Annotated in this window: 17 protein-coding genes; 10 read left to right on the top strand and 7 right to left on the bottom strand. The window is 68.9% G+C overall.

Features of this window, described 5'->3' with window-relative positions; genetic code table 11:
• Nucleotides 1–342: 342 nt before the first annotated feature.
• Nucleotides 343–3,525, top strand: a complete 3,183-nt coding sequence (locus CBQ26_RS20900) for a DUF11 domain-containing protein (protein ID WP_088250298.1) — start codon at nt 343–345, stop codon at nt 3,523–3,525.
• Here the strand turns inward: CBQ26_RS20900 and CBQ26_RS20905 are convergent.
• Complete coding sequence (locus tag CBQ26_RS20905; protein ID WP_088250299.1) at nt 3,455–4,129, bottom strand: winged helix-turn-helix transcriptional regulator; 675 nt, start codon at nt 4,127–4,129, stop codon at nt 3,455–3,457. The genes CBQ26_RS20900 and CBQ26_RS20905 overlap by 71 nt on opposite strands.
• Nucleotides 4,130–4,415: 286 nt before the next feature.
• On the opposite strand from CBQ26_RS20905, the gene CBQ26_RS20910 reads away from it, so the two are divergent.
• Both CBQ26_RS20910 and CBQ26_RS20915 read left to right on the top strand, forming a co-directional pair.
• Nucleotides 4,416–6,656 (top strand): putative bifunctional diguanylate cyclase/phosphodiesterase, encoded by a 2,241-nt coding sequence (locus CBQ26_RS20910; RefSeq protein WP_088250300.1) that lies wholly within the window; start codon nt 4,416–4,418, stop codon nt 6,654–6,656.
• Nucleotides 6,656–7,732, top strand: coding sequence for a diguanylate cyclase (locus tag CBQ26_RS20915; RefSeq protein ID WP_088250301.1), 1,077 nt, complete (start codon nt 6,656–6,658; stop codon nt 7,730–7,732). Before CBQ26_RS20910 ends, CBQ26_RS20915 begins: the two co-directional genes overlap by 1 nt.
• Nucleotides 7,733–7,950: 218 nt before the next feature.
• On the opposite strand, the gene CBQ26_RS20920 is transcribed toward CBQ26_RS20915, so the two are convergent.
• The 5 genes from CBQ26_RS20920 to CBQ26_RS20940 all read right to left on the bottom strand — a co-directional run bounded on the left by CBQ26_RS20920 (nt 7,951) and on the right by CBQ26_RS20940 (nt 12,238).
• Nucleotides 7,951–8,370 carry a Csu type fimbrial protein gene (locus CBQ26_RS20920; protein WP_088250302.1) on the bottom strand — a complete coding sequence of 140 codons (420 nt, stop codon included), beginning with the start codon at nt 8,368–8,370 and terminating at the stop codon, nt 7,951–7,953.
• Nucleotides 8,367–10,472 carry a fimbria/pilus outer membrane usher protein gene (locus CBQ26_RS20925; protein ID WP_143342215.1) on the bottom strand — a complete coding sequence of 702 codons (2,106 nt, stop codon included), beginning with the start codon at nt 10,470–10,472 and terminating at the stop codon, nt 8,367–8,369. Before CBQ26_RS20925 ends, CBQ26_RS20920 begins: the two co-directional genes overlap by 4 nt.
• Nucleotides 10,450–11,151 (bottom strand): fimbrial biogenesis chaperone, encoded by a 702-nt coding sequence (locus CBQ26_RS20930; protein WP_088250304.1) that lies wholly within the window; start codon nt 11,149–11,151, stop codon nt 10,450–10,452. Before CBQ26_RS20930 ends, CBQ26_RS20925 begins: the two co-directional genes overlap by 23 nt.
• A 3-nt stretch (nt 11,152–11,154) precedes the next feature.
• The gene (locus CBQ26_RS20935; protein ID WP_088250305.1) at nt 11,155–11,634 is read right to left on the bottom strand and encodes a spore coat protein U domain-containing protein; all 480 of its coding nucleotides are present in this window, start codon (nt 11,632–11,634) and stop codon (nt 11,155–11,157) included.
• Nucleotides 11,635–11,758: 124 nt separating this feature from the next.
• On the bottom strand, nt 11,759–12,238 hold the full coding sequence (locus CBQ26_RS20940) for a spore coat protein U domain-containing protein (protein ID WP_143342216.1): 480 nt from the start codon (nt 12,236–12,238) through the stop codon (nt 11,759–11,761).
• Nucleotides 12,239–12,625: 387 nt separating this feature from the next.
• On the opposite strand from CBQ26_RS20940, the gene CBQ26_RS20945 reads away from it, so the two are divergent.
• The 3 genes from CBQ26_RS20945 to CBQ26_RS20955 all read left to right on the top strand — a co-directional run bounded on the left by CBQ26_RS20945 (nt 12,626) and on the right by CBQ26_RS20955 (nt 15,910).
• Complete coding sequence (locus tag CBQ26_RS20945; protein ID WP_088250307.1) at nt 12,626–13,756, top strand: hypothetical protein; 1,131 nt, start codon at nt 12,626–12,628, stop codon at nt 13,754–13,756.
• Between the two features lie 67 nt (nt 13,757–13,823).
• The gene (locus CBQ26_RS20950; RefSeq protein WP_088250308.1) at nt 13,824–14,462 is read left to right on the top strand and encodes a response regulator; all 639 of its coding nucleotides are present in this window, start codon (nt 13,824–13,826) and stop codon (nt 14,460–14,462) included.
• Nucleotides 14,462–15,910: a sensor histidine kinase gene (locus tag CBQ26_RS20955; protein WP_088250309.1), complete on the top strand. Its 1,449-nt coding sequence runs from the start codon at nt 14,462–14,464 to the stop codon at nt 15,908–15,910. The genes CBQ26_RS20950 and CBQ26_RS20955 overlap by 1 nt, the downstream gene beginning before the upstream one ends.
• Nucleotides 15,911–16,163: 253 nt before the next feature.
• Here the strand turns inward: CBQ26_RS20955 and CBQ26_RS20960 are convergent, their stop codons facing one another.
• The gene (locus CBQ26_RS20960; RefSeq protein WP_088250310.1) at nt 16,164–16,862 is read right to left on the bottom strand and encodes a hypothetical protein; all 699 of its coding nucleotides are present in this window, start codon (nt 16,860–16,862) and stop codon (nt 16,164–16,166) included.
• A gap of 88 nt (nt 16,863–16,950) precedes the next feature.
• On the opposite strand from CBQ26_RS20960, the gene CBQ26_RS20965 reads away from it, so the two are divergent.
• From CBQ26_RS20965 to CBQ26_RS20980, 4 genes are all read left to right on the top strand, one after another.
• Nucleotides 16,951–17,418 (top strand): NUMOD4 domain-containing protein, encoded by a 468-nt coding sequence (locus tag CBQ26_RS20965; protein ID WP_088250311.1) that lies wholly within the window; start codon nt 16,951–16,953, stop codon nt 17,416–17,418.
• A gap of 188 nt (nt 17,419–17,606) precedes the next feature.
• Nucleotides 17,607–18,203 carry an NfeD family protein gene (locus CBQ26_RS20970; RefSeq protein WP_088250312.1) on the top strand — a complete coding sequence of 199 codons (597 nt, stop codon included), beginning with the start codon at nt 17,607–17,609 and terminating at the stop codon, nt 18,201–18,203.
• A 34-nt stretch (nt 18,204–18,237) separates the two neighbouring features.
• Nucleotides 18,238–20,196, top strand: coding sequence for a flotillin family protein (locus CBQ26_RS20975; protein ID WP_088250313.1), 1,959 nt, complete (start codon nt 18,238–18,240; stop codon nt 20,194–20,196).
• A gap of 151 nt (nt 20,197–20,347) precedes the next feature.
• Nucleotides 20,348–25,555: a DNA repair ATPase gene (locus CBQ26_RS20980; protein WP_216360390.1), complete on the top strand. Its 5,208-nt coding sequence runs from the start codon at nt 20,348–20,350 to the stop codon at nt 25,553–25,555.
• Nucleotides 25,556–26,962 lie beyond the last annotated feature (1,407 nt).

The raw sequence follows: 26,962 nt of genomic DNA on the forward strand, positions 1-26,962 counted from the left end.
GGGCGTTCAGGTACGGACGCTGCCAGTCAGCCGGTGGATGATCAACCTGGATGGCGACGCTCAGGCCCGTTCAGGTGCAGGGAGGTCCGTGCGTCCGTATGGCCTGTCCCGCCGGCCGCGACACGTCGGGTGGGACACAGGGACCTTATGAAAATAAGGTGAAAAAACCGGTGATAATACTGTGCAATTTTTGCACTAGGCTGTCTCCTATCCCGACGCAATGAGCTGTTTAACGGTGAGAGGGGATGCTGTTCCGCACCACTGCGGTAGACGGATCGCCCCTCATCTCCCTGGCCGCTTCCATCCTTCCGTCACATCGCCGGTTCACCCTCAGAGGTCCAGTTGCGCTCACTCTTCCGATTCCGTTCCAGTCTGCTGGGTCTGCTCTGTCTGCTGGGCGGAGGTGCGCTCGCCGAGGGCAGCCGCCACCTGTACCCGGCCAGTTACCCGGCCACCGCGTCCCGTGCCAGCCTCGACTGGCAGCCCGCCAGTGGCCTCTACGTCGGCCGGATCAGCCGCAAGAACGTCCTGTACACGTACGCGCAGGCCGGAGAGCAGATCCTGACCGGTTCGAGCAGTGTCAGCGGAACGACTGTCAGCACCCTGATCAGCATCTATGCCCCGGGCAACTTTGGAACTCCGGGCAACGAGGTGCTCGGTACCCCTGTCAACACCTGCACCGTCGCCAGCACGGTCGCCGGAACGCCCGGCTACATCCCGAGCCGCGCCGCAGAACTGGCCGGCCCGAAAAGCGCCAGCGGGAACGGCGGCGCGGATACCTGGACGCCCTGTGTCTACACCGCGCCGAGCACCGGAGTGTACGCCGTGACGGTTCAGCCCAGGGGCGCCGGATCGCCGACGGGCAGCGTTGCCACGCTCGACCGGGCCGGACAGGCGGTCGCCGCCTGGGAGGTGACCGTCCGGTCCGACGCGGCGAGCACCGCCGACCTGCTCGGCCGGGTGTTCACGTACGCCTTCAACGGTTTCACGGGAGGCAACAACCGGCCCGTGACCAGCAACTACTACGTAGTCACCCGCGACGGCTTCCGCTACCGCGAGAACTTCGCGGGCCCGACCGGGCTGGGCGTCGACCCGAACGGCTACGCCGTGTACGCCAACTCCAGGGGATTCGTCGATACGTTCGACAACTCGCCGCTGTACCGGAACCTGCGCGGCTCCAACGCCCAGGTGGATCCGCCGCTCGGAGCCCCGGCCGTCAGTGCGCAGGCGGCCGAATTCCCATTGTTCTTCGTCGATCCGGTGCAGTACGCCGGGGAGGTCAACCGGGTGCTGACGACCCTGGGGATTCCGGTCACGCCGGACACGCCGACCGTTACCGATCCCGCGTTCGTGAACGCCCAGGGCGGTCCGCGGCTGGTGCGTGGCGGCAGCGGCACCTTCTCGTTCACGAGCAACAAGACCGGAACGTACCAGATCGTCGTGAGCGCCGACGGCACCGACTTCGATCCCGAGAACACACGCAACCGTGTGCTGCGCGGCAACGCCGTGATCGGGCGCAACGCGGTCGGCTGGGACGGCCGGAACAACAACCTGCAACTGTTTGCGTCCGGTTCCGTCCGGTATCAGGTGGTCCTCAATGCCGGCGAGGTGCACTTTCCCCTGGTGGACGCCGAGAACAACCCGGGGGCCGGGCCGATCGTGACGCTGCTGAATCCGCCCCCCGGCGTCGCCAATCCCAACACCGTCTTCTACGACGACCGCGGCTACGTCACGAAGGGCGGAACAGCCGTCGGAACCCTGAACGGCACCCTCTGCCCTGGTCCCGTTCCCGCGGCGCCGACCGACCCGGCGAACCTGCTCGGCGTGGACTCCTCGGCGGTGCCGTACCGCAACTGGGGTTCCGGCGGGAACTCGAACACGGACTGCGCGGCGACGGCCGGCTGGGGCGACGGCAAGGCCCTGGACCTGTGGACCTTCGTGCGCGGCAACACGGTCAGCACGCTGGACGTGGCCGAAGCGGCGGACCTCAGCGTGCAGAAGACCGTGGATAACCCCACGCCAGTCGTGGGGAGCACGGTGACCTTCACGGTGACCGTCAGGAACGCCGGGCCGGACGCGACGACCAACGTGACCGTCAGCGACGCACTCCCGGCCGGATACACACTGATCAGCGCTGCGCCGTCACAGGGAACGTACGCACCCACGACGGGCGCGTGGACGGTCACGCCCTCCGCGCCGCTGGCCAGCGGCGACCAGGCGACCCTGACCATCACGGCCACCGTGAACCCGGCGGGACCGTACACCAATACGGCGCAACTGCTGAGCAGCGACCAACCGGACCCGGATTCCACGCCGGGGAACGGCGTGACCACAGAGGATGATCAGGCGAGCGTGACGCCCGCACCGATCACGCCTGTGGCCGTCGTGAGCAAGGTGGCGGGCGCGACCACCCTGCGTGCCGGCCCGTTCCCCTACGCGCAGACGTACGTGGTGACCGTCCGCAACACCGGCAGCGTCCCGGTCACGTACTCCCTGCAGGACACGCCGGCCCTGGATCCGGACGTGACCGTGGGCACTGTGACCGTCAGCGAGAACGGCGCGGCCCCGGTGCCGTTGCCCGGACCGGCACCGTACACGCTGGCCCAGGGGCGTGTGCTGGGGGCCGGCGCCGCCGACACGTTCACGCTGACGGTCACGCTGGCGGTCGTCCAGGGCGCAACCGACAACGACGTCTGCACCGGTCAGGCGGGGAACGGCCTGTTCAACACGGCGTTTCTGACCGTCGGAGCCATGCAGACCAGGGCGTTTGATTGCGTTCCGACGCCGAGACTGCCGGACCTGCGCCTTCAGAAAAGTGGTCCGGCCTTCTACCGCGCCGATCAGGCACTGACGTACACACTGGCCGCCACCAGTGACCGGGCCGCGTCGGGCGTGGTGGTCCGTGACGCGCTGCCGGTCGGCACGACGTTCGTGTCCGCCAGCGACGGCGGCGTGCTCAGCGGACAGGACGTGGTGTGGACACTGGGGGACGTGCCCGCAGGAACACGCACGCTGACGCTGGTTCTCAGGACCCTGCCGGGCGCCCGGGCCGGCGAGTTACCGGCCACCCTGACGAACACGGCGACCGTCAGCGCGGACCAGCCGGACCGTGAGGCCAGCAACAACGCGGGTGCGGCCAGCAGCCAGCTGGTGCTCGTGCAACTGACGAAAACCGTCCGGAACGTGACCCGTGACACGGCGGCCAGCACAGCGGGCGGCGGACTGCCCGGGGAGACACTCGAATATTGCATCACGGCCCTGAACCGGGGGGTCAGCGTGAACAACTTCGCCGTCCAGGATGCCGTGCCGGGCAACACGGCCGCGCGGACCTCCGCGTACGGACCGGACCGCGGATTACGGCTGGGCGGCGCCGAGACCGGCGTCCTCACCAGCGGCGCGGACGGTGACCAGGGTGAACTGACTTCGGCAGGCGGCCCGGCAGGCGCCGGTCTTCTCACCTACCGGATCGGGACCCTCGCGGCCGGCGTGACGCAGCAGGTGTGCTTTCAGGTGGTGGTCCGGTGACGACCGGCCCGGCAGGCGGGTGCAGGCGCGCGTCCTGTTCGTTGATCCAGACGAGCAGGGCGCTGGCCGCCGGATCGAACGCCCGCCCATCCTCTGTCAGTTCGTACGGCGCGGTCACGGACGAAGAGCTGCGGGTCAGGAAACCCAGGTCCGTCAATTCGCGCAGGCGGGCCATGACGCTCCGGCGGCTCACGGCCGGGAAGGTCAGGTCCCTGGCCCTCTTCGGACCGCCATGCAGGGCCAGGATGATCCCGAGGCTCCCGCTGCGCTGGAGGGTATCCCCGAGCAGGGGAGCTCGGTGATCGAGCTGCGCGTACCAGGACAGTACCCGCCGGACGGCCGGGCACAGGCGCGCGCCCTGCGCCGTCAGTGCGTAACGGCGGTGCCGGCGCTCTATCCAGCCGATCGCCTGCAGTTCTCCCAGTCGTGTCGACAGGGTCGAGGTGCTGGCGACACCAGTCAGGTCACGAATCTCGCCATAGGATCTGGGTTCCTGACACAGGTAGCGCAGAATCCGGAACGCATACCGGGCTTCGAGTTGTGCGAGTGCCCGCTGGCGTCCCTCCTGGAGAATCACCTCAGCGGCGTCTGGCGAAACCTTCACACTTTATCATGGCATGAATGTAAAAGGCAGGTCCGTGACTGTCCAGAACAGTCGGGCGCACCCGCTTCAGAAGGCCCCGACAGGATCACCGTACGACGACCCCACCCGCACAGACGGCTGCGCTGGGCAGTGACGCACGCGGGCAGGTCGCCCGAACACCTCTTCACCTGTCGGGTTCGTCCGCAGCCCCAGGCCGCTCTCCGACCGTCAGCAGACGGCGGGCGCGCCGGCGACCTTCCGGTCAACTCAGGACGCCCATCATTCCCACCGTTTCCGGAGGAGTCGTATGCCGAGCCCCCGTCGCCCCTGGATTCACTCGTTCCGCGCGCAACCTCTGCGCCGCCAGGCAAACCTGCTGGTCATCGCGGTGCTCGTGCCCACCGTGGTCCTGCAGGCTGTCGCCGTCCCGACGCTGCTGCTGCAACGCTTCCGCTCCCTGGAAAAGCGGCAGCTTGCGGGTAACGGGGAGACCCTCACCAAGGCGTACGCCCGTGAGGACGCCCGGCTGCGCGCCTTCACGAAGAATTTCGCCACCTGGAACGAGACCTACCGGTACGCGCAGGGGCGCAACCCGGGATTCCTGAACTCGAACCTCGTTCCGAGTACCTTCGAAGGAGGGAACGTCAGCATCTGGGGCGTCGTCGACCGGAGCGGCCAGATCCTCTCGGCCGCCACCTACACCCCACAGGCGATCCAGACCGGCGGGGCGGCCAGCGCGACCGTCCGGGCACTGCTCCGGCGGATGCCACAGGACTCCGCCCGGACGGCGTCCGGGATTGTGGCCGTCGGCGGCCGCTACTACCTCGCTGCCTCACAGCCCATCACGCAGGACGACGGCACAGGCCTGGCCGGCCGGTTCCTGCTGGCCCGCGAACTGACTCCCGGCGTCATCGCCGACATTGTTCCCCTGGGACAGGACAGCCGGTTGAGCCTCGCGGGACCGGGCGCCGACACCACGCCGCCGGAGCCCCTATCAGACCGGCTCACGCTGCCCGTCACGGCTCCCGACGGCACACCGTCCGCCACGTTGCGGCTGACGCAGACCCGTTTCATTCTCGAGGCCGGCCGCGCCGCCATCCTCCAGATTGCCCTGATCACGGCCCTGAGCACCCTCCTGACCCTATTGCTGGGCGTGACGTTCATCCGCCGGCAGGTTCTACAGGTCGTGGAAGAGTACGACCGGGACGTCCGGCGGATGCAGCGGGACAGCCGGCACCGCCTGACCGTTCGCGGCGACGACGAGCTGGGCCGCCTGGGCGTGACCATCAATGACCTGACCGATCAGTACCGCCGGCAGTACAACGAGATCCAGATCATGCACCAGCGTGACGGCCTGACCGGTCTGCTCAACCGAGAGGGCCTGATTCGCCGTTCCATGCCCCAGTCACTCCGCGCCGCCGCCGTGATCCAGGTCGGCAGCCTCGAGAGCCTCAGCGGGCTGTACGGCGCGGTCCGGACCGACCGGCTCCTGCTGGAGTTCGCCGCGCGTCTACGCGAGCACGCCCCCTCCGCCTTCTGCGCCCGGCTCCGGTCCGACACGTTCGCGCTGCTGTGCGGGCAACCACTCGAGACACTCCTGCCGGCCGTTCAGGCCCTCTCGGCCCCCTACCCGGTGAACACGGGCGAGGTGCAGCTGCGGGTGCACGTGGGACTGGTCGACAGTGAAGAGCTGCAGTCCGCTGACGCTCTGCTCGAATGCGCGGAACTCGCCCTGCAGGAAAGCCACGATTTCGGAGAGCCGACCCGGACGTACACCCGCCAGACCCGGCAGCGCCTGGAACGCGCCCGCACCCTTCAGGACAGCCTGCGGACCTTCACGGACGAGACGTTCACCCTGCACTACCAGCCGATCATGGACCTGAACGGACAGGTGCCCGTCTCGTTCGAGGCGCTGCTGCGCTGGACACACCCGGATCTCGGGTTCATCTCACCGGCCGAGTTCATCCCGCTGGCCGAGCGCGGCGGTCACATCTACGCCGTCGGTCAGTGGGTCCTGCGTCAGGCCGCGTCGGACCTGCTCAGGTCCGGCCGCTCCACCATGAAAGTCAACGTGAATGTCAGTCCGCTGCAACTGCTCAGCCCGTCGTTCGCGCAGGACACGCTTCAAGCACTGTCACAGCTCGGACTTCCAGCCACGCAACTCGTGCTGGAAGTCACGGAAAGCGCCGTGCTGGGAGACCTGGACCTCGCCACCGCCCACCTGAACGCCCTGCGGGAAGCCGGGATTCAGATCGCGCTGGACGATTTCGGCGCCGGATACTCCAGCCTGTCGCTGCTGTCACGCCTGCCGGTCGACGTGATCAAACTCGACCGGACGTTCCTGACCGAGGCCCTGACGGAACAGGGGGCGAGGTCGGTGCTGGCGCAGGTCGTCGTCCTTGCCACCCAGCTCGGGTTCCCGGTCGTGGCCGAAGGGATCGAGAACTTGGATACCCTGACCCTCCTGCGGGAACTGGGGGTCCGCCGGGGGCAGGGATATCTGCTCGGGCGGCCGGCGCCGTACGCGGACTCTCTGGGGAGAGCCTGATGTTCCGGGCGTTGTTCCTGAACACCTGCGTCCTAGTGGCGCTCACGTACGCGCTCAGCCTCACGTACCGCGAGTGGCCGCCGGGCGGCAGCCGCCTGCCATACACCCGCCTGCTGGCCTTCACGGCCATGGGCGCCGCCCTGATGAGTTTTCCGGCCGAGATCAGCCCCGGTGTCCTGCTGGACCTGCGGGTCGTCCCGGTGATTCTGGTGACGGTCCGGTACGGGCCGGGCATGGGACTGGCGGTGGCTGTGCCCATCCTGCTGATCCGCGCCTGGCACGGCGGGGCAGGCGTGGAACCCGCCGTGCTGGCCCTTCTGAGCGTCCTGCTGATGGCGGCCCTCGCCCGGCGCCTCGGCGTGACCCTGCAGGGACTGGTCAGCACCCAGCTGCGCTGGGCTCCCGTCATGGTGCTTCCCTACCCCCTGCCGCTCCTCCTGCTGCCGGACGGCGCCGCACTGTTCACGCAGTCGGCCACGCCTCTGATCGTGTTCAACACGGCAGGTCTGCTGATCTGCACGTCCATCCTGGTCGGGCGCTTCCAGGCGCTGGGGACGCTGCAACGCCTGACCCGTCAGGCCGAACTGGACGCCCTGACGGCGCTTCCCAACCGCCGGCGGCTGGACGCTGACCTGGCGAGACTGGGCACTCAGGACGCCCTGCTGCTGATCGACATCGACCACTTCAAACGCGTGAACGACCAGCACGGCCACGCGGCCGGCGACGCCGTCCTCAGAGAAGTGTCCCGTTGCCTCGAAGCGCAACTGCGCGCCCGTGACACGGCCTACCGCTACGGCGGTGAGGAGTTCGCGGTGATCCTGCGGCGCGTCGACCCGGCCTTCCTGACGCAGGTGGCAGAGCGGATCCGGCAGGCCGTCGAGTCCTACCCGGTCCAGGCACTCCAGGGCAGAAGTGTGACCGTCTCGATCGGAGCGGCCACCAGCGACGGACTGCCAGACGTGGTGCAGCGGGCAGACGCCGCGCTGTACGAGGCCAAGGAAGGCGGCCGTAACCGTGTGCAGACCCACCCGCACCCACCTGTCAATGAACACGCCGGTACGGGGAGTGGAGCGTGAAGATGTCCGGTAAATTCGAAGTTGCCCTGCCCGCCATGACGCCAGAGGACACGCTGGAGGCGTGGAGAGCGGCCTACATCCATTGGGCTCTATGCTGACTGGAGCCTGACCGAATGTTCTGGCATCGGTTCTGTGCGAGCAGCGAGGCGGTATGCCGTGCACGCTGATGCACCTGAGCCTGCGGCAGAATCGGCAACCCTCGCTGACCTCCGGCGGTTCTAGTACTCGACAGTCAGGGTCTCGATGGCGGAGTAGCGTCCGGCCGGGACCAGTTGCCCGCGTTCAATCAGGATGAACAGCGGGATTCGTGCGGTCCCCTGCGTGTCCAGCCGGACCACGACAGGATCGCTGAAACTCAGCTGTCTTCCCGGATCGCGGAACAGGCCGTACCGTAGGGTCCAGCTGTCCATGACCAGGACGCGCGGTGCGTTTCCTGGTCGCAGCAGGCTGACCGTGAGTGCCGGCGGCCGCTCCTGGGCTCCGCACTCGATGTGCAGGGAAGCCTCCGTCAGGGAATCGTTGATCCAGCTGTATGGCGCGGCCGGGCCGGACTGGAACGTGACCGTACAGGCGCCCTGGGCGCCGGCACCGGCCGTCAGGGCGGCCAGCAGGGCCGCGCTCCGGATGAGACGCGTCACGAGTCGCTGCATGAAAGTTCCTTCCTTTCTCGCGGCCACGGAACCGTGCAGGTGAAGGTGCCGTCCCGCAGGATACCGGTCCTGCCCTCGAAACGCTGGGGAATCAGGGTGGCGCCAGCGGCATCCAGGGCGAAGAGTTCCCCGTCGTACTCCACGGTCGGGGTTTCTCCGGGAGGCTGAACGGGCCAGACGTACGTGACCCAGAGATTCCGGGTAAAGTTCGGCCGCCAGTCGAGAGTGGTGACGGCGTCGGTCCCGGCCGTGAACTCCTGCCGTTCGGCACCGACGGTCACTTCGAACGGCAGGGCTTCCGGCACGACCGTCACCTGATAGGCGCCGCCGGGCGCGGCTCCCAGGAACGCGGCGTCACCTTCGGCGTTCGTCGTCGCCTCGCCCAGTGCCGACACGTTCAGTCGGATGCCGGGCACGCCGGTCCTGACCAGCAGGATGCCGCCGCTCTGGGTGGTCGCGGCGAAGACGTTCCCGGCCACCGCGATCAGGGTGCCCCTGGCCACCACGTTCACCTGCCCGGCGCTCGTCAGGCGGCCGGTGATGTCGGCGGGGCCCTGCTGCCTGACTGAAATCTCTCCCTGTTGACCGGTCGGGGTGACCGTGGCATGGAGTCCGACGGAACGCTGCGGGTCGACCTGCACGTACGCGCCGAGCGCCATGGTGCCGGCGGAGGTGTCGGCCCGTAACGTCACCTGATCCGAGGGGCGCAGCAGGACCTGCGCGCGCGCACGCAGGCGCTCGGCGCTCCGGCTGACCTGAAGGGACGCCTGGGCCTGATCGGTGACGAACCAGGTACCGGTGGCCGCCGCGCTCCACTGCTGCGTCTGCGGGACGTACGCCAGTTCCCCGCCGATCAGGACGTCCGGCGTCTGCCAGTTGATCAGCGTGGTGTAGGTCCCGTTTCCTGGTGCGAAGTCCGGCAGGTCGGCCCGCACCCCGAAAGTCACCGGCCCCACGTTCCAGCGGCTCGCCGCCTGGGCCGTCCAGGTGCTGCCGGCAGCATTCCACCGGCTGTTCAGGCCCAGGGTCGAGTGCGTGTGGCCGGCGGCGTAATCCACGGTGACACTGGCCTTCCCGTCCGCGCCGGTCAGCTGGGCGGTCCCGGCGACGGTCAGGTGATCGGTCACGTTCAGGGCGCCCCGGACCCCGGTGTGCAGCGCGCCCCCGGCGGCCCCCAGTTCTGCCTGCAGGTCGAACGAACCGGCCGCGAGGCCGCGCGAATCGACGATGTACGGCTGTTCCACACGGACCTGACCGCGCGGGTCCTGAAGGGTCACGACGATCCGTCCGCTGCCCTGTGTCAGGGGAATGCCCAGCAGACTCACCTCGCCGGCCGGGACGTTCAGGGCGCGGCGGAATCCCCCGGTCGTTTGCACGGTCGCCTGCGCGTCGAACGGCAGGGTCAGTTTCAGTTCCGGCCACAGGAAGGGAACCGTCCGTCCCGTCCGGGCGTGAACGCCGTTGAACGTGCCGGCGGCGCCCAATTCGGAGGTGCCGCCGACCGTCGCTTTCAGGCGCACGGTCTCGTCGGGTTGCCACGCGGCCCAGGCGCCGGCCCTGTTCAGGCTGGCGTCTGAGGACAGCGTGGCGGTGGCCCTGGCCTCCCACGGCCCCTGCCGGTAACCGGGTTCCACGGTGACGCCGCCCCGGAGGTCGCCTCCCTGAAGCGACAGCTGGGTGGTATACCCGAGCTGCCAGACGGGCGTGCCGGAGGTCGCCGGCAGGCCGGGCGTCCCGGTGACGTTGATGGTGTGGCGTCCCAGCCGTTCCGGGCGGGGTTGCAGGGTCAGTACCTGATCCGCCGCGTTCACGGACCAGGGAACGTCCGGTGACAGGATCACGAACGGCCCCTCGGGGCAACTGACTTCGCCCGTGCCGTAGCCCCGGCGCTCTGCCGGGGTCAGCGCCGAAGCCAGTAACCACAGGGCGCGGGTGTCCTCGTTGATCTTCACGTACTGCGCTCCCCGTGCGTCCGCCCCGATGCGAACGTCCAGCAGGGATTCGGGCAGGTCTTCGCAGGTCACGGCGGAGCCGGCGCCGAGCAGCAGGCAGCTCAGGACAACCGCGTTACGGAAGGGTGAATGTCTCATCTACCGTTCCGGTGGCGGTTCCCGTGGTGAGTCGGAACTCCCGGCGCTGCGGTTCCCAGTTCGGGAGGACAATGGTCCGGGTGGCGCCCGGCAGCACGTAGTACGGGATGGGAAGGTCGGCCACGCTGCTGTTCGCCGTGACCTTCAGGTTCGAGAACCGGACGTGCCCGGTGCCGCTGTTCGTCACCTGAAGCAGCAGGTCGTTGCCGCGCCGCTGGGCGGTCCACTTGACCTGCGGCTGAACGGAGCGGGTACTGACGGCCAGAGGCAGCCCGAAACGCAGGGCGCTCACCACGCCGGTCGCGGCGGTCGCCTGCGGGACCTGAGTGACGTACACGCGGTACATCTTCTCGGCGGCGAGATCGACCGGTCCTTTCCAGCCGAGCCTGAACAGCTGCCGCTGTCCGGGTTGCAGGGTCACGCGGGCCGGGTTGATCACCACGTCACGGGTGGGCTCGTACGTGTCCTCGCCGTTCACCTGACGCCACGCCATGATCTCGACCCTGTACTCGCTGGCCACCGAGTCCGTGTTGACCACATTGAACTGCGTAGTCGGAGCGGCGGGCGGCGTCAACTGGAGCGACAGGGGCGCGACGTTCAGGCTCGCGGCGTGTGCGGCGGTCGGCAGGGCCGTGACCAGCAGGGTCAGGAGCAGGCCCGGTAAGCTCAGCTTCTTCACGAATCAGTACTCCAGTGTCAGCGTGACCGTCTCTTGATACGTGCCGGCCGGGCTGTTCCACTGCCTGGCAGGGATGCGGCCGTTCACCTGATACACCTGCGCCGTGCCGTTGAACTGGATGGCCGAGGTCACGATCAGCGGAGAGCTTCCGGCGGGGATTTCGGCGGGCGTGACGGACGACCCGTTGGGCCGCACGAACGTCAGGCGGTAACCCAGGGTGTCGTTGCCGTGGCGGAGTCTGGTGCTGTAGCCGCTGAACTGCAGTTGCGCGGTGACGCCCGGATTGCAGGTCAAGGAGAAGGTGCCCGAAGCCCTGAGGTCACTGGGATCGGCGGCGCGGTACGTGCCGAAGTCGAGGTTCTGCGTCGTGATGGAGCAGGCATTGATGGTCTGCGCCGTGATGGCGAGCGGCTGCACCTGCGCCTGACCGACCCCGCCAAGCAGGACGCTGAACGCCAGCATCCGGGAAACGTATCTGTACATGAGCACTCCTATACATCTGGGTTTCTGGGAAACGACAGGTGGGGGGACGGGAAGCTGCCGGGTTCGCAGCGCTCCTGATCCCCCCTCCGCGTGTGCCGGAGAGATGGTCCCCGGCGTACCGGATTTAGTAGTCGACCGTGAAGGTGATGACTTCGTTGTAGTTGCCGGCCGACGCGCCCCACTGGTTCGGGGCGATGGTGCCGGTCACGGGCCAGATGAGATCGGTGCCGGTCGCCAGAATCCAGTAGGGCAGGGCGCTACCATTCTGGTTGGCCGTCAGGGGGAAGTTGAAGTTGCCTTCAACGTTCGAGGTGCTCACCGCGTAGTCCAGGGTGTCGGTGCCGCCGGCCTTGGTCAGCTTGCCGGTGAACCCCGAGTAGTTCAGGGCGAAGACAGCGTTCTTGGTGCAGGTGGTGGTGACCTTGCCGCCAGCCGTCACGGCATTCGTGGACGCGCCCATGTACCCGCCAAAGTCCAGACCCACGGTGGAGATGGTGCAGCTGTTCTGGACGGTCGCCGCGCTGGTGAACGTGGTGCTCACGGAGGCGGCCATGCCGGTCGAGGCGATCAGGGTCAGGGCGGTCATGGCAATGGTGTTTTTCATCAGGCTCTCCTGCAACTCCTTGGCTAACGGTCTGTTGGCCAGTTGCTCACAAACCTTACAGACCGCTGCATTAAGGCCCTCCTGACGTCGTCCCTGACGTATCCGGCGTCCTCATTGTGTCTCCCTGGGAGAGGGCAGGCGAGCCTCTCACAGCTCCATCCGGGGGGCGATGACCGGCGCCCCGCTGCCGTTCGCTGACCCCATGCCGGGAGCGACGCGGCGGAACGGGTCGTCCAGCCGTAGCCAGATGGCCACAGGCCGTGACCAGATGGACATGAGAAAAAATGAAAACATTCTTAGGGTGGCTGAGGAGGTCCTCACGCCATGCCCACTTCTTCTTCTCAAGCTGTTGCTCTTCAGACGCGGGGCTGTCTGAGACTGGGGCATGTGCAGGAACCCAAGCCGCTGCTGCTGCTCGCCTACCTGCTGATCGAGGGCGCCACGCCGCGTGACCGGCTCGCCCGGCTGCTCTGGCCGGATTCGAGCGATCCCAGGAACAACCTGCGCGTCAGCCTGTGTAAACTCAGGGGCTGGGGCGTGACCGTCATCACGGACGGGGATTGCCTGAGTGCCGAGCATCCGAGCGATCACCGGACCGGCGGAGCCTGCGGTGCTGGCGCCGGGTTCCTGCGGGGAGTGGAGTTGTCTGGCGTGAGCCCCGAGCTGGAGGACTGGGTGCTGGGCCGCCGCGAGGAACTGGCCGCACAGACCCAGGAAACCCTGCTGCGCGAGGCGGCGCTCGTCACCGACCGGGATGAGCTGCTGGACCGGGCGTGGCACCTGCCGGACGCGCCCCTGCCGTCGGCGGGCACGCTGGCGCGCTTCCTGTCGCTGTGCCGGGCCGGGACGGCGCTTCACGGCTCGCTGAGCGAGGAACTGGCCGATCTGTGGGACGGAACGCTGCCCACGCGCGAGCCGCTGGTGCAGGCGTTGCTGGCCGGCTGGCTGGAAGGCGGCGTGACCTGGCTGGCCGGTGACGCGGCGCAGTGGCGACCGTCCCTGGACTGCGTGCGGGCGCTGCTGGAAGCGGACGGGCAGCGCGTCCTGAGCCTGCACGTGCCGCCCGGCGTGGGGGGACAGGGGCCCGCGCAGGAACTGGAGGACCAGCTGACCCGGGCGTGCCGCTCGGCTGCGCCCCGGACCCTGACGGTCATCCTGACGGGCGCCGCACACGCCCTGACAGCGGCCCTGCCGAACACGCTGGCCGGGTGGCCGGACGTCCGTTTCCTGGTGCTGGGTGGCGTGCCCGCAGCCGGCGAGGGCCTGATCCTCACGCTGCCGGATTACTGTGACGGCGTTATGCCCGGACGCGCTGCCGGCGCAGAACGGACGCGCACACGCCCGGCCGGAACCCCGCTCAGGGCGCTGCTGCCGGGCGGGCGCGGTCCGGCCGGACTGCAACGACGCTGCGGGCAGCACCGTCCGCCCCACGGCGCCACCGGTCCCCCGCGCGGTTTCCTGTCGGCCCGCCCGACGGTTCGCTCCCCGACACGCCCGGACTCTACACTCGGGGTCTGATGTTTTCCCCGCTCTACCCGCCCGAGTACGGAACGCTTTCCTGCTCAGCCCAGGAAAGGACCACCTGATGGACACCACCGACCGCACCATCCGCCTTCAACTCGTCGAGGATCACGACCTGACCCGCTTTGGCCTGCGCATGCTGCTGTCCGCCCAGCCGGACTTTCAGGTGGTTGCGGAAGGACGCACCGCCGAGGAGGGCCTCGAGCAACTGGGGCATTTTGAGGTGGACGTCGTCCTGATGGACATCAACCTGCCCGGCATGGACGGCATCCAGGCGGCCCAGGAGGTGCGCCGGGTCCGGCCGGACGCGCAGGTGGTGATGTTCACGGCGTCCAACCGGCGCGACCAGCTGTTCGCGGCGCTCGCGTCGGGTGCCGTGGCCTACTGCCTGAAGTCCGCGCCGCCGGAGGTGATGTTCCAGGCGATCCGTTCGGCCGCGTCGGGCGCCGTGTTCTTCGACCCGGAAAGTGCGCGGCACCTGCTGCATACCGTGCAGGGCAGCGCGCCCCTGGCCCCCCTGACCGAGCGGGACATGGCCATTCTGCGCCTCGTGGCAGACGGGCAGGCCAACAAGGACATCGCGGCCACGCTCGGGATCAGCGTCGGTCTGGTCAAGAAACACATCGGTGAGATCCTCGAGAAGCTCCAGGCCACGGACCGCACCCAGGCGGCCATCAAGGCCTTCCGGGCCGGTCTGATCTGATGCGCGCCGCCCCGACGCCCGAAGTGGTGCGCCGCCTCCAGCAGCCTGCGCGCGGCCCTGTCTGGCGCGCCAGTCTCGTGACCCTGGCGGTCATCCTGGTGGGCGACGTCCTCACGCCGTTCTCCGCGCCGCTGAGCGCCGGCCTGCCCATCCTGCTGTTCGTTTCCCTCATCGCCGCGTCTGACCGCCTCACCGCCCGCCTCACCGCCGCCGCCATCGCCGTCAGCGTCGTGACGGGCCTGATCAACGTGCTTCGCAGCGGCAACGACACTGAAGTGGTCCTGCTTCACCTGGCCGTCACTGCCCTGACGGTCATGGGTGGCGTCACCGCCACGTGGCTTGCCCGGCGTGCGGACCACACCACCGACGAGCCGCTGGGGCTGCCCGACACGGACGTGAACGCCCCGCCAGCCGAACGGGCCGCGCACCTGCTCGCAGCCCTGAGCGGCGCGCGCGGTCATCAGCTGCACCGCGTGGATTCCATCCGCGACTGGCTGGCCCGCTCCCCGCACGTCCGGCCGCTCCCGGCCGGCCGGGTCAATCAGCGGCGCATTCCACGCCTGCCCACTCCGGTCAGCGCGAACACCGCCCCGCTGTGGCAGGACACGCGCGGGAACATCTACGTCCGCCTGACCCTGCCGACGCACGGCGAGGCGCTCGTGCAACTCGTCCGGCCGTCCGCACCGCCCGCGTTCATCCTGGACGCCACGCACGTCCTGCAACTGCAACTCGAGCGGGCCGCCCTGACCGAGCAGGTCCACCTGCAACGCGAGGTGCTGCGCGACCTCGTGTACGCGTTCTCGCACGACCTGCGTACGCCCATCACCGCGAACATCCTGCATGCCGAGGCGGCCCTGAGCGGCCTGTACGGTCCGCTGAGCGACCCCCTGGCAGAGTTCCTGCGGCACTCCCAGCAGGGCAACCGCGACCTGCTGACCGTCTCCGACCAGCTGATGCTGCTCGCCGAGTACGAGAGCGGCGACCTGACCGGTGAGGCAGGCAGCGCCGTGGAACTCGGCAGCGTGATCCGCAGCGTCGTGAGCGACGTGCAACTGCGCGGCCGGGAGCGCGGCATTCACTTCGAACTGAACCTGACCCCCTGCACGGTCATCGGCCACACCTACGACCTGCGGCGCGCGGTGCAGAACCTGCTGGAAAACGCCATGAAATTCAGTCCGCCGCACACGTTCGTGAGGGTGACGCTCCGCCCGGAGAGAATGTCGGCTCTGATCGAGGTACTTGATCAGGGGCCGGGCGTGCCCGAGTCGCAGGTGCCGCAGCTGTTCCGGCGGTTCCGGTCGTCCACGCGTGGCAGCGGCACGGGCTTCGGGCTTTACCTGACGCAGCGCATCGCGGAACAGTATGGAGGCACCGTGACGTATGCCCGCACGGAGTCCGACCACCCGTGGACGGTCTTCCAGCTGTGCCTGCCCCTCGCCCAGGACTGACGACGGCGTTCCGGTGTGGCCCGGGAATCAGGAGCGGCCCCCTGTTCTCCGCTCTCTACCGAACGGCCGATTGACGTCCAGCAGCCCGCTCCTGCTCCCAGTCGCATCCGCCCGGATTGATACGGACTCCGATTGAATGGGCTGCAAAGCCCGTTCAGTCCGAGCGAAGCGAGCAGGAGAGAAGCGGGTTCCGGACGTGGAGCCAACAATCCGGTGACGTTCCGGATTGTTGGCGAAACAAACGGAATCCGTATCAGTCCTGCGGTGCGACGCGCCGGGTGCCGCCGGGCTGGGCGGGGGCCGCGCTGCTCAGGTTGAACAGGTCCGTGGTGGCCAGTTGACGTAGCATCAGGGCCTCCTGGGCGCGCTCCACGTACCTCTGCCGGTACCAGGCGAGGCATAGCGTGGCCAGCAGTACGGAGAAGGTCACGGTCTGTGCGCGGATCATCGCCAGCAGGTAGGGGCGGAAGGCGTCGAAGTTCAGCACCCAGGGCAACGCGACGCACACGGCGTAGAGTGTCATGATCAGGGTCGCCGCCTGTCGCGCGGGCAGCAGCAGCATGATGACGGTGGCGTCCAGCACCAGTGTCCAGTACGACGCGGTCCCCACGAAAGACGGTGATTCGGGCAGGGTCGGTTGCAGGGCGAACGACAGGTTGTGCAGGAAGGCCGTCACGACCAGGATGACCACCGTGACACGTTCGGCGAGACGGCTGTACCCGCCCAGCAGGTTCCACAGGATCGATCCGATCATGAGCGGCATGATGATGGGATAGCCGTAGATCACGTAGGGTTCCTGCACGGGTTGTGTGAGCTGCAGGGCGTAGGTGGCGGTGAAGCTGATGAAGGGCACCAGGGTCAGGCAGATGAAGATCCACCGTTTCTCCTCGAAGGAGCGCCGTTCGTCGCCGGTGATGTGCAGCAGGTGCAGGTCGTGCTCGCGGGCGTCCACCCCGCCAGTCTAGCCCAGACCGTCTGTCGATCGAGACTGAGATCTTCTGTACAGAGTGAACGTAACATAAAAGTGCAAAATTCGAAGCATGCCAGCCCCGGAGATCTGGAAAGCTGTGCCGGACGCGGAAAACAGATACGAAGCGAGCGATCACGGTCGGGTTCGTAGCCTTGACCGAACCATTCAGGTTTCCGGCGATCGGACGGCGTTCGTCAAGGGACGGTTCCTCAAGCCCGTGCTGAACCCCAGTGGCCTGGGGACCGTCACCTGCGACGGCAGACGTTACGCCGTCCACATCCTGATCGCCACACTGTTCGTGGAGCGGCCAGAGGGCGCCAGACATGTCCGGCACCGAAACGGAGACCGGTCGGACAACGCCGCCGTCAACCTCCAGTGGGTCGTCAATCCCATTTTCGTGGGTCCCACCGATGACCAGATCGCCCTGGTGCTCGCCATGCACCAGCACTTCAGAATGTCTCAGCGTGACATGGCCAGCCGCGCCAGCCTGTCCGTCTGGCAGGTATCGCAGATCATCCGACTCCGCGGAACGCCGTAGTCCTGCCAGACCGGGAACCTCTGGCGGCATGAGACCGTACTGAGCTGCATGAGCATCTCACGGTGGCGGTTCCTGAAGTTCTGGCCTTCTCTGGCCATGGACCCACCCCTGGCCGGTGCTCAGATGAGGCAACGCCGCGCCGCGCCGGACGCTAGGGTGCCCGGCATGGCTCCCCCTGGCCCACCGGCGTGACCGAGTTCCTGCACGTGGTGCTGTCGTTCCCGACCGCGCCCTGGACGGCCCTGCTGACGCTGATCGCGGCGGCGGCGCTGCTGGCCCTGCTGGGCGCCATCGACGGGATCTCCGGCGGTGGCGAAGGCCTGCTCGACAGTCTGCTCGTGCGCGTCGGGCTGAACGGCGTGCCGCTGCTGCCCGTCGCGCTGGCGCTGACCCTGACGGGCTGGCTGAGCTGCTACCTGGGCCAGCTGCTGCTCCTGCCGCTGATCGCACCCACGGGGCGTGGCGTGGCAGCCGTGGCATTGCTGCTCGGTTCGCTGGGGCTGGGGGTGCTGGCGGGCTGGGCGGTGGCACGCCCGCTGCGGCGCCTCGCGCAGGGGCAGGACGCCCTGGCCCGCGCCCAGCTGCTGGGCCGCGTGGCGGTCGTCGAATCCGGCACCCTCGCCTCGACCGGTCGCGTGAGCGTGCCCGACGGCGGCGCGGGCCTGCTCCTCGACGCCCGCACCGACGGCGAGCCCCTGCGGCGCGGCGAACGCGTGATCCTCGTGGCGCACGACCCGGCCACTCACGTCTTTACCGTCCGCCGCGCCGACCCGACCGACACCTGATCCCCGAATTCCCCCTGTCCTGCCTGGAGGCCGTATGCCCGACCTGTCCGTAGTTCTGCCCTTCCTGATCGGCGTCGTGATCGTCCTGATCGCCCTGATGATCCTCATCTCGCTCGTGCGGGCCTTCTACGTGAAGGTCGAGCAGGGCACCGCGCTGATCGTGAACGACCTCTCCGCCCGGCCCAAGGTGCGCTTCACCGGCGCGCTCGTGGTGCCCGTGTTGTACAAGGCCGAGATCATGCGCATCAGCCTGATCACCCTGCAGGTCGACCGGCGCGGCAAGGAGGGACTGATCTGCCGGGACAACATCCGCGCGGACATCACGGTCGCGTACTACCTGCGCGTCAACGAGACCACCGAGGACGTCCTGAAGGTCGCCAAGTCCATCGGCGCGAGCCGCGCGAGCGACCTGAACGCCGTGGACGAACTGTTCAACGCCAAGTTCAGCGAGGCGCTGAAGACGGTCGGCAAGAAGTTCGACTTCATCGAACTGTTCGAGAAGCGCGAGGAGTTCCGAGACGCCGTGGTCGCCGTGATCGGCCGCGATCTGAACGGCTACGTGCTCGAGGACGTCGCCATCGACTACCTCGAGCAGACGCCCAAGAGCATGCTCGACCAGAACAACATCATGGACGCCGAGGGCATCCGCAAGATCACGCAGCTGACCGCCGCGCAGAACATCGTCACGAACGAACTCTCGCAGAACGAGCACCTCGCCGTCACGAAGAAGAACGTCGAGACCCGCGAGGCCACCCTGGCCCTCGAGCGCCAGCAGGCCGAGGCCGAGGCGCGGCAGAAACGCGAGATCGAGACCATCCAGGCCCGCGAGAACGCCGAGACGCAGCGCGTGCGCGAGGAGCAGCGCCTCATCTCCGAACAGGCCCGCATCCAGACGACCGAGCAGGTCGAGATCCGCGAGCAGGAACGCCAGCGGCAGGTTGAGATCGCCGAGCAGGCGAGGTTGCGCGCCATCGCCATCGAGGCCGAGCGCGTCGCCCGCGCCGCGAAGATGGAGGCCGTCACCACCGACCGCGAGGTGAAACTCCAGGAGATCGAACGCGACAAGAACGTCGAGCAGGGCGTCATGGACGTCGCGAACATCACCCGTGAGCGCATCGCCATCGACAAGACGGTCGCCGTCGAGGAGGAGCGCATTAACGAGGTGCGCGAGGTGAGCGCCGCCGAACGCGCCAAGCAGGTGCGCGTCATGCAGGCCGAGGCGCAGGCGCAGGAACAGCTCGTGCAGGAGGTCAAGGCCGCCGAGGCCGCCGAGACCGCCGCCCGCCACCGCGCCAGTGAGCTGACCACCATCGCGCAGGCGGAATTCGACGCCGCGTCCCGGCAGGCCGAGGCGAAGAAGATCCTCGCGGACGCCGTCAAGGTCGAGCAGGCCGCGCCGGGCCTCGCGCAGGTGATGGTGCAGGAAGCGAACGCCAGCGCCCTGGAGAAGACCGGCGTGGCCGAGGCCCGCGTGATCGAGGTCAAGGCCGACGCGAACCTCAAACTCGGGCAGAACGAGGCCCGCGTGCTCGCCGAGCGGCTGGGCGCGCAGGCCGAGGGCGAAACCCGCCTCGGTCAGGCGAAAGCCACCGCCACCGAGGCGCTGGGCGCCGCCGAGGCGAGTGCCACCCGCGACCGCATGAACGCCGAGGCCGAGGGCCTGACCGCCAAGTTCGGCGCGATGGACCGCATGAGCGCCGACGCCCGCAGCCACGAGGAATACCGCATGGCGCTGGAAACCAGTCTCCAGCAGGCCCTGGCGTCCATCGAGGCCGGGAAGGAGATCAGCCGCGAGAACGCCGAGGTGATCGCCGCTGCCCTGAAGAACGCGAAGATCGACCTCGTGGGCGGCGAGGGCGGCATGTTCGAGGCGCTCACCAAGGCGCTGAGTCTCGGCAAGGCCGTCGAGGGCTTCACGCAGAAGAGCCCGCTGTTCCAGAGCGTCCTGGGCCGCTTCGGCGTGAATGTCCAGCGGGAGAACCGCCCGAACTGAGGCGGATGATCGGGGGGCGGGCCAGAGGCCTGCCTCTCCACTGACGGACCGCAGTAGTGGCCGGATGCAGCCTCCTCGCGCCTTCCCTGGAGTGGAGTGGTCGGGTGGGGACGAGTGGCGCACGCGCGCGCCGGAGTGAATGGGGGAGAGGATGACGCAGGAACCACTGGCCGGAGCGGGCACGCCCGGCACCGAGACGGGCGGCAGTTTCGAGGTGCTGCGCCGCCGCCTGGACGCGCTGGGCGCGCAGGTCCGTGCGGCCGCCGAGGAGCTGAACGCCGCGCGGATCGCGGAGTACGGCGACAGCCGCCTGAGTCTGCTGGGCCGCGCGCACATCCGCACCGCGCAGGCCAGCCTGGGCCGGGATCTCGTGCAGGTCGGGGACGTGATGCTGTTCGGCTTCAACGTCACGCAGGGCCTGAAGGCCCGCACGGAACTGGCGGACGTGTTCGCGCTGTACCGACTGACGCACGAGGGCGGCGCGTTCGACGTGCAGCCCGTGCCGGTCGAGGGGTCGTTCCTGACCGATCCGGCGTTCGTGCGGGACTTCGAGGAACTGTACGCCTACTACCGGCACGCGCGGCTGCTGCAACTGGAGATCCGCGCCGGGCGGCTGCTGGCGGCCTTCCAGATCGGGGAGCGCCTGACCGACCGGCGGGTGTTCCGCTGGGACCTCACGCCGGACGGCGCGCGTTACCTCGATGCGCGCGGCGAACGGGACCTCAACCCGCTGCCGCCCTTCGATTTCGAGTGGACCCGCGCCGGGCGCGATCAGGAGGTCAGCGGGCGCTTCCCGCACCTGAACATCCTGGACACGCTGTTCGTGGAGACGGCGGGCGGCACGCTGACCGTGAAGGTGGAGAACAACACCGAGACCGGTGAAGGCATCTACAGCGAGCCCGTCGAGGAGCGCACCCAGGGTCTGGACGACGCGACCTTCGAGTTCGCGCGGGTGGGCCGCCTGATCCTGCTGCGCGTGCTGCCGTACCGCGAGAAGACGTGGCGCGGCCTGATCTTCGACACGCTGACCGGGCGGGTCACGCGCGAGGACGCCCTCACGCGCGGCTGCGTGCAGCTGCCCGAGGAGCACGGGATCGTCTTCCCCGGCGGGTATTACCTGCCGGGCGGCGAGCACCGCGCCTTCGAGGGCTTCACGCCCGGCATGGTCCTCGAGCGGGTCGTGCGCAGCCCGAACGGTGAGGACGTGCTGTTCGTCTTCTACGATCAGGACTCGGGCCGCAGCGCCCTGCTGGTGTACAACCTGATCCGCCGCGAGGTGCAGACGCCCATCAGCGCCCACGGGGACGCCGCGCTGCCCGACGGGCGCATGGTGCTGTTCCAGGCCGAGGCCGAACCCACCCAGGTGCATGCGGTGCAGGTGTGGCAGACGCCCTTCACGAGCGACGTGTTCGCCGCGCAGCGCCCGCCCGGCACGTCGTTCCTGGGCCGACTGGGGAACGCGGAACTCGTGCGGGGCGTGTCGAACCTGCTCGCCCTGGCAAGGGCCGCGCAGACGCCGGAGGTCACGGCCGCCCAGTACGCCGCGCTGGCCGAACAGGCCCGCCGCCTGCCGGACACGCACCACTGGCTCGACGACGAGTACACGGGCGGCGCGCGTACGCTGCTGCGCGACGTGACCGCCGCCGCCGAGGCGGTCCTCGACGAGTTCGAGAAGGTGCAGGCCCTGCGCGCCCAGGCGGCGCAGACCCTCGCGGACGTGCAGGGGGCGGTCCGCCGCCGCCTGACGACCCTCGACCCGGAGGGGTGGCGCAGCCTGCCGGAGTTCGTGACCGCCCTGGCCGAACTGACGGCGCTGCGCGCCCGCCTGCTGACGGTGCGCGAGACCCGCTCCATCGACGTGGGGGCCGTGGACGCCCTGCTCGGCGAGGTGCAGGCGGCGCACGCGCGGGTGGGCGGCGCGACCGGCAGCTACCTGGCCGACCCGGCCGCCCTGGCCCCCTTCCACGCGCAGCTCGACACGTTGAACACGCAGGTGGAGGCGGCGGGCACCACCCGCGACCTCGCCGCCGCGCTGGAGGCGCTGGGCACCCTGGCGACCGAACTGGACGTCCTGTCCGACCTGCTCGGCTCGCTGCCCGCCGAGGACCCGGTGCAGCGCACCCAGGTCGTCGAGGGCGTCTCGGCGCTGTACGGCCGCCTGAACGGCGTGCGCGCCCGCGCCGAGGGGCAGCGCCGCAGCCTGGGAAGCGGGGAACTCACCGCGCGCTTCGCGGCGCAACTGGCGCTGCTCGCGCAGACCGTCACGGGGGCGCTGGGCACCGCCGACACGCCCGAGAAGGCCGAGGAGGGCCTGTCCCGCGCGCTGCTGGCCCTGGAGGAACTCGAAGGGCAGTTCGGGGAGCACGAGGCGTTCCTGCCGGACATCCTCGCCCGGCGCGAGGAGACCGTGGAGGCCTTCGAGTCACGCCGTCAGGCGCTGCTCGACGAGCGTCAGCGCCGCGCGCAGGGTGTCGCGGACGCCGCCGACCGCATCCTGGCGGGCCTCCCGGCCCGCGCGGCGCGCCTGAGCGATCAGGACGCCCTGAACGGATTCTTCGCCGGGGACACGCTCATGCTGAAGCTGCGCGACCTCACCCTGAAACTGACCGAGCTGGGCGACAGCGTCCGCGCCGGGGACATCGAGGCCCGCCTGAAGGCCGCGCGCGATCAGGCGCTGCGCACCCTGCGTGACCGCGCCGACCTCGAAGGGGACGGCGGCGCGCTGATCCGCCTGGGCCGCCACCGCTTCAGCGTGAACACCCAGACGCTGGACCTGACGCTGCTGCCGCGGGGCGATCACCTCGCGCTGCACCTGACCGGCACGCAGTTCATGGAACCGCTGCGCGACCCGGCGCTCGACGCGGGCCGCGCGTACTGGGACGTGACGCTGGAGAGCGAATCCCCGGACCTCTCCCGCGCGGAATTCCTGGCGGGCGAGGTGCTGGCCGCCGCGCGGGCGGGGCAGGGGGGCCTGACCCTGGACGCCCTGCGAGGCATGACGCCGGACACGCGGGCCGGGACGGTCGCCACCTTCGCCGCCGCCCGCTACCGCCAGGGTTTCCAGCGCGGCGTGCACGACCACGACGCCGCGCTGATCCTGAACGCGTTGCTGCCGCTGCTGGACGCCGCGGGGCCGCTCGTCGCCCCACCGGAGGCGCGCGCGCTGGCCGCCGCGTTCTGGGCGCAGGCCGACGCGACCTGGACGGCGCGCCTGACCTCCGCGCGGGCGGTGCAGACCCTGCTGGGCAGCGGCGCGGCCCTCGCGGACGCCCGCACGGCGCTGGAGGGAGCGCTGCGTGAATTCCTGACCCGCGTGCCGCTGCCCGTTCCCGACAGCGTGATTCCGGAGGCCGCCGCGTTCCTGACGGAGGCGGCCCCCGACGCGGGCGGGCCGTTCCCGTTCACGCAGGCCGCCGCCGACCTGAACGCCGCGCTGGACGAACACTTGCGCGCCGCCGGGCAGCCGGACGCCCTGAGCGTCAGCCTGGACGCCCTGAGCGCCGATCCGGTCCAGGCCTGGACCCTCAAACACGCGTGGCTGGACGCCCTGACCGGACGGGACGACGCTCGCCCCCTGGCGCGCTTCGTGCCCGAGGCGGTCGCGCTGCGCCTGTACGGGGACGCCCTGCGCGCCCAGCCGCGCGCGGTCACGCTCGACGCGACCATCACCGGCCTCCTAAGTGACCACCCGCGCCTCCAGGGCGGCACGCTGCACCTCGCCGCAGACGACCTGCTCGCCCGGCTCGCCACGCACGCCCGCACCTTCCTGCCGGGTCTGCACGCCTTCCAGGCGCAGCGGCAGGCGGTGCTGACGCGCGAACGGGCCCGGCTGCGCCTCGCGGAATTCCAGCCGCGCCCGCTGACCTCGTTCGTGCGTAACCGCCTGATCACCGACGTGTACCTCCCGCTGATCGGGGACAACCTCGCCAAGCAGATCGGCGCGGCCGGGGACGGCAAACGCAGCGACCTGATGGGCCTGCTGCTGCTCATCTCCCCGCCCGGCTACGGCAAGACCACCCTGATGGAGTACGTTGCGCACCGCCTGGGCCTCGTGTTCGTGCGCGTGAACGGCCCCAGCCTGGGTCACGCCGTGCGCTCGCTCGACCCGGCGCAGGCGCCGGACGCCGCCAGCCGCCAGGAACTGGAGAAACTCAACCTCGCGCTGGAGATGGGCGGGAACGTCATGCTGTACGTGGACGACATCCAACACACCCACCCGGAATTCCTGCAGAAGTTCATCGCCCTGACCGACGGAACCCGCCGCATCGAGGGCGTCTGGAACGGCGAGCCGCGCACCTACGACCTGCGCGGCCGGAGATTCGCGGTCGTTATGGCCGGGAACCCCTACACCGAGACGGGCGAGGTGTTCCGCATTCCCGACATGCTCGCCAACCGCGCCGACGTGTATAACCTCGGGGACGTGCTGGGCGGCATGCAGGACGCCTTCCTGCTCTCGTACGTGGAGAACAGCCTGACCAGCAACGCCGTGCTCGCGCCGCTCGCCGGACGGGACCTGAGCGACGTCCCCAAGCTCGTCGCCCGCGCCCAGGGCCACGAGGATCCCGGCGAACTGTCGCACCCGTACAGCGAGGCGGAACTCGCGGAGATCCTCGCCACGCTGCGCCTGCTGCTGCGCGCCCGCGACACGCTGGCCCGCGTGAACGCCGCGTACATCGCCAGCGCCGCCCAGGCCGACCGCGACCGGACCGAACCGCCCTTCAAGCTCCAGGGCAGCTACCGCAACATGAACAAGGTCGCCGAGAAACTCAGCCCGGTCATGAACGACGCCGAACTGGACGGCGTGATCAGCGACCACTACCGCGGCGAGGCGCAGCTCCTCACGACCGGCGCGGAGGAGAACCTCCTGAAACTCGCCGAACTGCGCGGTACCCTGACCGCCGAGCAGGCGGCGCGCCGGGCGCAGATCCGCGAGAACTACGCCCGCGAACGCCGCATGGGCGCCGCCGACGGCGACACCGGCGCGCGCATGGTGGCGCAACTGGCGGACATCGCGGGCGGACTGGACCGCCTGAGGCTGCCCCCGACCGCTGCGACCCCCCAGCCGGTACCGCCCACCCGTCCCGCAGAGCCGCTGGCCGCGCAGCTCGAACCCCTGCTCGCCCCCCTCCTGGCCGCGCTGCGCGACCGCCCGGCGCCCGCATCCGTCACAGGCGACCCCGACCCGCTGACCGGAGTCGTCACGCCGCTGCTCACCGCGCTGGCCAGCGTCGTGCAGGGGCAGCAGGCCACGAACGCCGCCGTGCAGGACCTCGCGGAAGTCATCCGCCGGCGACAGAACGCCCTGCGGCCCAGCAGTGACACCGGACCGTCCGGCGGGCGGCCGGGCGGCAGCTCCTGATACAGACTCCGATTGAATGGGCTGCAAAGCCCGTTCAATCCGAGCGAAGCGAGAAGGAGCAAAACGGGTTCCGGACGTGGAGCCGGCAATCCGGTGAAGTTCCGGATTGTTGGCGAAACAAACGGAATCCGTACGATCGGACTGCCGTCTGCTTCGCCGACCATCCGGGAGGGCCGGCTCCACGTCCGGAGGGGCGTGTTGCTCACACTCTGCGGAGGGGCTCTCCGGGCACATCGTTGCATTCATCGGAGTCCGTATGATGCGGACTCCGATTGAATGGGCTGCAAAGCCCATTCGATCGGAGCGAAGCGAGTGGGAGCAAAACGGGTTCCGGACGTGGAGCCGGCAATCCGGTGAAGTTCCGGATTGTTGGCGAAACAAACGGAATCCGTACGATCGGACTGCCGTCTGCTTCGCCGACCATCCGGGAGGGCCGGCTCCACGTCCGGAGGGGCGTGTTGCTCACACTCTGCGGAGGGGCTCTCCGGGCACATCGTTGCATTCATCGGAGTCCGTATGATGCGGACTCCGATTGAATGGGCTGCAAAGCCCATTCGATCGGAGCGAAGCGAGTGGGAGCAAAACGGGTTCCGGACGTGGAGCCGGCAATCCGGTGAAGTTCCGGATTGTTGGCGAAACAAACGGAATCCGTACGATCGGACTGCCGTCTGCTTCGCCGACCATCCGGGAGGGCCGGCTCCACGTCCGGAGGGGCGTGTTGCTCACACTCTGCGGAGGGGCTCTCCGGGCACATCGTTGCATTCATCGGAGTCCGTATGATGCGGACTCCGATTGAATGGGCTGCAAAGCCCATTCGATCGGAGCGAAGCGAGTGGGAGCAAAACGGGTTCCGGACGTGGAGCCGGCAATCCGGTGAAGTTCCGGATTGTTGGCGAAACAAACGGAATCCGTACGATCGGACTGCCGTCTGCTTCGCCGACCATCCGGGAGGGCCGGCTCCACGTCCGGAGGGGCGTGTTGCTCACACTCTGCGGAGGGGCTCTCCGGGCACATCGTTGCATTCATCGGAGTCCGTATGATGCGGACTCCGATTGAATGGGCTGCAAAGCCCATTCGATCGGAGCGAAGCGAGTGGGAGCAAAACGGGTTCCGGACGTGGAGCCGGCAATCCGGTGAAGTTCCGGATTGTTGGCGAAACAAACGGAATCCGTACGATCGGACTGCCGTCTGCTTCGCCGACCATCCGGGAGGGCCGGCTCCACGTCCGGAGGGGCGTGTTGCTCACACTCTGCGGAGGGGCTCTCCGGGCACATCGTTGCATTCATCGGAGTCCGTATGATGCGGACTCCGATTGAATGGGCTGCAAAGCCCATTCGATCGGAGCGAAGCGAGTGGGAGCAAAACGGGTTCCGGACGTGGAGCCGGCAATCCGGTGAAGTTCCGGAT

The organism is Deinococcus indicus, assembly GCF_002198095.1.
GTDB lineage: Bacteria > Deinococcota > Deinococci > Deinococcales > Deinococcaceae > Deinococcus > Deinococcus caeni.

What these genes read in the sequence shown, in the direction of transcription:
- CBQ26_RS20910 (WP_088250300.1), top strand. Translation starts at nt 4,416, where the DNA reads ATGCCGAGCCCCCGTCGCCCCTGGATTCACTCGTTCCGCGCGCAACCT.
- CBQ26_RS20915 (WP_088250301.1), top strand. Translation starts at nt 6,656, where the DNA reads ATGTTCCGGGCGTTGTTCCTGAACACCTGCGTCCTAGTGGCGCTCACG.
- CBQ26_RS20925 (WP_143342215.1), bottom strand. Translation starts at nt 10,472, where the DNA reads ATGAGACATTCACCCTTCCGTAACGCGGTTGTCCTGAGCTGCCTGCTG.
- CBQ26_RS20935 (WP_088250305.1), bottom strand. Translation starts at nt 11,634, where the DNA reads ATGTACAGATACGTTTCCCGGATGCTGGCGTTCAGCGTCCTGCTTGGC.
- CBQ26_RS20940 (WP_143342216.1), bottom strand. Translation starts at nt 12,238, where the DNA reads ATGAAAAACACCATTGCCATGACCGCCCTGACCCTGATCGCCTCGACC.
- CBQ26_RS20950 (WP_088250308.1), top strand. Translation starts at nt 13,824, where the DNA reads ATGGACACCACCGACCGCACCATCCGCCTTCAACTCGTCGAGGATCAC.
- CBQ26_RS20955 (WP_088250309.1), top strand. Translation starts at nt 14,462, where the DNA reads ATGCGCGCCGCCCCGACGCCCGAAGTGGTGCGCCGCCTCCAGCAGCCT.
- CBQ26_RS20965 (WP_088250311.1), top strand. Translation starts at nt 16,951, where the DNA reads ATGCCAGCCCCGGAGATCTGGAAAGCTGTGCCGGACGCGGAAAACAGA.
- CBQ26_RS20975 (WP_088250313.1), top strand. Translation starts at nt 18,238, where the DNA reads ATGCCCGACCTGTCCGTAGTTCTGCCCTTCCTGATCGGCGTCGTGATC.
- CBQ26_RS20980 (WP_216360390.1), top strand. Translation starts at nt 20,348, where the DNA reads ATGACGCAGGAACCACTGGCCGGAGCGGGCACGCCCGGCACCGAGACG.